A 5,186-nucleotide genomic window follows, 5' to 3' on the forward strand; every position below is an offset into this window, starting at 1 on the left:
TCTCGCTGTTGTTCTTCGTCGGCGCGAGCTCGATGATGGTCGCGACGCGCAGCATGCTGGCGTGGTCGCTCGACGGGTTGGCCCCGAAGTGGTTCTCGGCGGTCTCGGCCAAGTTCCACACCCCGACCTGGGCTCTGGCGCTGTCGGCGGCGATCGCCTCCGTCTGGGTGTGCCTGTACGCATTCACCAGTTCGGTCCTGGTGCTCGGTGGCTTTCTTGGCCAGTGCATCCCGTTCATGGGCGTCTGTCTGTCCGCGATCATCTTCCCGTTCCGGCGCAAGCGCGACTTCGAGTCCTCGCCGATCGCCTATCGGGTGGGGAAGGTGCCGGTGATCTCGGTGATCGGCGTCGTCGCGCTTACCTGCGTGGTGTTCGTCTTCTACCGGTTGCTGATCGACGCCGCCTACGGGGCGAACAACCACCTCTCCGAGGTGATGACGATCGCCGTCACGGTGTTCGCCCTGACCTGGTACGCGGCGTTCCGGATCTACCGCGCCAGGCAGGGCGCCGACCTCAAGGGCCAGTTCAGCGAGATTCCGGTCGAGTAATGGACGGGACGGACGCCGCGACCCTCTTGCGGGCCGAGCGGATACCCACCGAGGCCACCCGCCTTGTCGGATCCGCCACGGAGCAGTCGCTGCTACTGCGGATCACCGGCTCGGTGGCCGTGCATCTGCACTGCCCTCAGCACAACGTGTTCATGCGTGTGCTTGGTCGACGTCCCTTCTACGACATCGACTTCTGGGGACGCGACCGCGATCATCGACGAATCGATGCGTTCTTCCAGGCGCACGGCTACCTCGCCGACCCGGCGGCGCGCGGCCTGCGGGAGTGGGGGATCAAGCGGCAGATCTTCGCCCACCCCGAGACGGGCATCAAGATCGACGTCTTCATGGACACGCTGGTGATGGCTCATTCGATAAAGTTCGCCGACCGGCTCGAACTGGCCAACCCGTGCATCTCGCTGGCCGACCTGGTGCTGTCGAAGCTGCAGATCCACGAGATGACGGCCAACGACCTGATCGACCTCACGGTGCTGCTCGGTGAGCACCGGATCGGGGCGCAGGCAGCCGGGCAGATCGACCTCAACCGCATCCGCGACGTGCTGTGCGACGACTGGGGTTTCTGGTACTCGGCCGAGCTGAACCTGGCCCTGCTGCACGAGTCGGTGCAGCGACCCGGCCTGGACCCGGAGCTGGCGGCGCGGGTCCGAATGCAGATCGAGACGTTGCGGGCTCACCTCGCCGCGGCGCCCAACTCCCGGCGGTGGAAGATGCGGGCCAAGGTCGGCACCCGCAAGCGGTGGTACGAGCAGGTCGAGGAGGTCAGTTGATGGCGCTGCCGGTACGGAGCTTCGGCGCTACGGGCTGGGAGCTGACGACGGTCGGGCTCGGCACCTGGGCGCTCGGCGGTGGGGACTGGGCCTTCGGCTGGGGTCCGCAGGACGACGCCGAGTCGATCGCCACCATCCACCACGCCGTCGAGGCCGGCATCAACTGGCTCGACACCGCGCCGGAGTATGGCCTCGGCCACTCCGAGGAGATCGTCGGACGGGCCCTGGCGGGGTTTTCGGAGGCGGACCGGCCGCTGGTCTTCACGAAGTGTGCGATGGTGTGGGACCCCGACGACCGCCGGGCCGAGGCGACGGCCGTCGGGGACGCGGCGTCCCTGCGGGCCGAGTGCGAGGCGTCGCTGCGGCGCCTCGGCATGGATCGCATCGACCTGTACCAGGTGCACTGGCCGCCTACCGACGGCACGGCACTCGAGGACTACTGGGCGACGCTCGTCGACCTGCGGACCGCTGGCAAGGTGCGGGCGATCGGTTTGTCCAACCACACCGTCGATCAGCTCACCCGGGCCGAGGCGGTCGGGCACGTCGACTCGCTGCAGCCGCCGTTGTCTGCGATCAACCGGGCCGCCGCGGCGGACGTCATCCCGTGGTGCGAGGCCAACGACACCGGCGTGATCGTCTACAGCCCCATTCACTCGGGCCTGCTGTCGGGCACGTTCGACCCGTCGCGTTTGGCACCGGGTGACTGGCGCCTCGGCGAAGCCGACTTCACCTCCGACCTGCCAGCCAACCTGGGCGTCGCCGCAACCGTCGCGGACGTGGCGGCCACGCGCTCGACGAGCGCGGCGAGCGTCGCGATCGCCTGGACACTGCTCTGGCCGGGCGTCACCGCGGCGATCGTCGGGGCACGGCGCCCGGCGCAGATCGATGATTGGCTCGACGCGGCGGACCTACAGTTGACCGGCGACGATCTCGACACGATCGCCGCCGCGATCGCGCGCAGCGGTTCAGGCAGCGGGCCGTCGCGTCCGGAGGGCAGGAGCGAAGCGACCGGGGAATCTGCACCGGAGGGCAGGAGCGAAGTGACCGGGGAATCTGCACCGGTGACCGCCGGGGTCCCGTGACGGCGAACGCGCTCAGCGCGGCACGTAGCCGACGGCCGGGTCGACGACGTTGTGCAGCGGCTCGTCGCGCAGCCATCGCTCGAGGTTGTCGGTGAAGACGGTCATCATGTCGATCTCGAACCCGACGTAGTCACCGGACATGTGCGGCGACACCAGGACGTTCGGCATGGACCACAGCGGTGAGCCGGCCGGCAGCGGCTCAACCTCGAACACGTCCAGCGCGGCACCTGCGATCGTCCCGGACCCCAGCGCGTCGACGAGATCGGACTCGACCACGGTGGGTCCCCTCCCGACGTTGACGACGAATCCGCGCGGCCCGAGCGCGCCCAGTACCTCGGCCCCTACCAGTGCGGTCGTGAGCGGCGTGAGCGGCACCGCCAGGACGAGGAGGTCGATGCCCGCGACGACAGCGACCAGGTCGTCCGAGCTCCGAATCGTGCCGAATTGCGGGTCGTCGCCGGGAGTGCGACCGACCAGGGTGACGTGGACGTCGAGTCGGGCGAGGCGGTCGGCGATGGCCCGGCCGATGGAGCCCGTACCCACTACCGCGGCCCGGGTTCCGGCCAGCCGCCCGGTGGTGCGGTACCGCCAGGCGCCCTCTCTCTGGAGCGCCCTGGTGTCGCTCAGTCCCTTGACGTGCGCGAGCACCGCGGCGAGCACCCACTCGGCGATCGACGTGTCGAACACGCCGCGCGAGTTGGTGAGCGTGACCGAGCCCAGCTCGGGGCAGATCAGCCGGTTGACCCCGACTGACGCGGCGTGCACCCAGCGCAGCTCCTCGGTTCGGCGCAGCATCGGGGCAAGATCGGCGAAGCGGTGGTCCCAGATGTACAGCACCGACGCCCCGGCCAGTTCCTCGTCGGTGGGGGTCGAGTCGACCGGGACGACCTCGACGTCGCCGGTGATCAGATTCAGCGGCGGGAGCGCCACGTCCGGGTCGGGCTCGGAGAGCACGAGGACGCGGGGAGGTTTCGGCACTGGTGCTCCATTCGATCACATGGCACATGGATTTCTTTTCGATATTGTATCGAAAATGCAAAAAATCGGCACGCGAGAGGAATTTATGGCACTCCCCGTTGAATTAGTCGGTGCGTGGCGCCGTGTCGGCCTCGTTATCGACGGCGTGCGCCGCGTGGACTACTGCGACGTGCTGTGGCTGCAGTCGGCCGACTGGTTCGCCGACATCCGGACCCGCATCCAGCCTGGCGTCGGGCCGTCCGCCGACGACGCGCACGCGCCATTCGCCACCGAGTTCAGTTTCGCCGGGACGACCGAGTTCACCGACCCGATGCTGCATTGGATCCACACCCTCGACTCGCGCGGCGAGGCCCCACCCGACGAGAACCCCGTCGTATGGCAGGACGAACTGCTCGTCGAGAGCGGGTCGTTCGAGTGGCAGGGGCGCCTGGTCCCGTTCGTCGAGGAGTGGGGACAGCTTGGCAACGACGGCGTCTCTGGGGTTGGCCGTGACGGCTACGTCCGGGTCGAGGCGGCCGGCTTTGCGATTGAGGTCAGCGCCGCCTCGGGGGGCTTCAGCGCGGTGAAGTACCGCGAGCGGGCCGGCCGCTGGATCGAGGCGGGGCGCGTTGACACCGATGGCTGACCCAGATCGTCGCTTCCTCGACCCGGCGGCTTACGAGCCGGACATCGCCGATCCCGTCGAGCTGCGGGCACACCGCAAGCGCCGGCTCGCCCTGGCGTACCGGGTGTTCGGCGCCATGGGCTGGGGCTCGCTCGGAGACGGGCACATCTCAGCTCGCGACCCCGAACGACTGGACTGCTTCTGGCTCGGGCGGTACGGCGTGCCGTTCCGATACATGACCACCGACGACCTCGTGCTGGTCCGCCCGGACGGCACCATCGAGGGCGACGGCCACATCAACATGGCGGCCTACTACATCCACGCCCCGGTGCACGAGGCCCGCCCCGAACTCGTCTCCGCGGCCCATTGCCATACGCCGCACGGGACACCGTTCTCGGCGAGTGTCACCAAACTCGAGCCGATCTCGCAGGAGTCGTGCGTGTTCTTCGGCGACCACGAAATCTTCGACGACGAGGAGGTCAACATCGGCTCCACCGACGGCGGCAAACGCATCGCGGCGGCGATCGGGGGCGCCCGCGCGGTGATCCTGCGCAACCACGGGTTGCTCACGGTCGGCGCCACCGTCGACGCGGCGGTCGGCTACTTCCTATTAATGGAACGCTGCGCCGAGGTGCAGGTGAAGGCCCGTGACGCCCGCCCGATCGGGGCCGAGTCTGCCCGACGCGTCCACGACGACTTCGACGAGGCCGCCGCGTGGCAGGTGTTCCACTGGGCGCAGCGAAGCTACGTGCCCGACGTCAGCGTGGCGGGGCAGTAGGCGGTCGGTTGTTCGCGACGATCAGGCTCAACAGGTCGAAAACCACGGTTGCGGCTGCCACGCAGGTGATTTCGGCGTGATCGTATGCCGGTGCGACCTCGACGACGTCAGCGCCGACGATGTTGATGCCGGTGAGTTGCCGAAGCATGCGCAGCAGCTCCCGTGAGGTCAGCCCGCCCGCCTCGGGTGTGCCGGTGCCCGGCGCGAAGGCAGGGTCGAGGACGTCGATGTCGACCGATAGGTACACGGGGAGATCTTCGACTCGACGCCGCACGATGTCTACTGCGGCGTCGATTCCCATCACGTCGAGGTCGCCTGCCCGGATGATCCGGAAGCCCATCCCGGCATCGTCGGAGAGGTCCATCCGGTCATAGATCGGGCCGCGGATGCCGATGTGGATCGAGTGGTCTT

At 68.5% G+C, this 5,186-nt stretch carries 7 protein-coding genes; 5 read left to right on the plus strand and 2 right to left on the minus strand.

What is annotated here, in order from left to right:
- From QOI01_RS26065 to QOI01_RS26075, 3 genes are all read left to right on the plus strand, one after another.
- Nucleotides 1-548, plus strand: a 548-nt coding sequence (locus QOI01_RS26065) for a hypothetical protein (protein WP_526386059.1), incomplete at its 5' end; no start/stop codon positions are given.
- Nucleotides 548-1,333 carry a hypothetical protein gene (locus tag QOI01_RS26070; protein ID WP_526386060.1) on the plus strand — a complete coding sequence of 262 codons (786 nt, stop codon included), beginning with the start codon at nt 548-550 and terminating at the stop codon, nt 1,331-1,333. The genes QOI01_RS26065 and QOI01_RS26070, both read left to right, overlap by 1 nt.
- Nucleotides 1,333-2,415, plus strand: a complete 1,083-nt coding sequence (locus tag QOI01_RS26075) for an aldo/keto reductase (RefSeq protein WP_526386061.1) — start codon at nt 1,333-1,335, stop codon at nt 2,413-2,415. Before QOI01_RS26070 ends, QOI01_RS26075 begins: the two co-directional genes overlap by 1 nt.
- Nucleotides 2,416-2,427: 12 nt before the next feature.
- Here the strand turns inward: QOI01_RS26075 and QOI01_RS26080 are convergent, their stop codons facing one another.
- Nucleotides 2,428-3,393, minus strand: a complete 966-nt coding sequence (locus QOI01_RS26080; RefSeq protein WP_526386062.1) for a D-2-hydroxyacid dehydrogenase — start codon at nt 3,391-3,393, stop codon at nt 2,428-2,430.
- A 19-nt stretch (nt 3,394-3,412) separates the two neighbouring features.
- Between QOI01_RS26080 and QOI01_RS26085 the strand changes: the two genes are divergently transcribed.
- Complete coding sequence (locus tag QOI01_RS26085; protein ID WP_526386063.1) at nt 3,413-4,018, plus strand: hypothetical protein; 606 nt, start codon at nt 3,413-3,415, stop codon at nt 4,016-4,018.
- Complete coding sequence (locus QOI01_RS26090) at nt 4,011-4,775, plus strand: class II aldolase/adducin family protein (protein ID WP_526386064.1); 765 nt, start codon at nt 4,011-4,013, stop codon at nt 4,773-4,775. The genes QOI01_RS26085 and QOI01_RS26090 overlap by 8 nt, the downstream gene beginning before the upstream one ends.
- On the opposite strand, the gene QOI01_RS26095 is transcribed toward QOI01_RS26090, so the two are convergent.
- A partial coding sequence (locus QOI01_RS26095) for an arginase family protein (protein ID WP_526386065.1) occupies nt 4,756-5,186 on the minus strand: 431 nt, incomplete at its 5' end. The genes QOI01_RS26090 and QOI01_RS26095 overlap by 20 nt on opposite strands.

Origin of the sequence: Mycobacterium sp. (assembly GCF_032162605.1) — a bacterium.
Lineage (GTDB): Bacteria > Actinomycetota > Actinomycetes > Mycobacteriales > Mycobacteriaceae > Mycobacterium.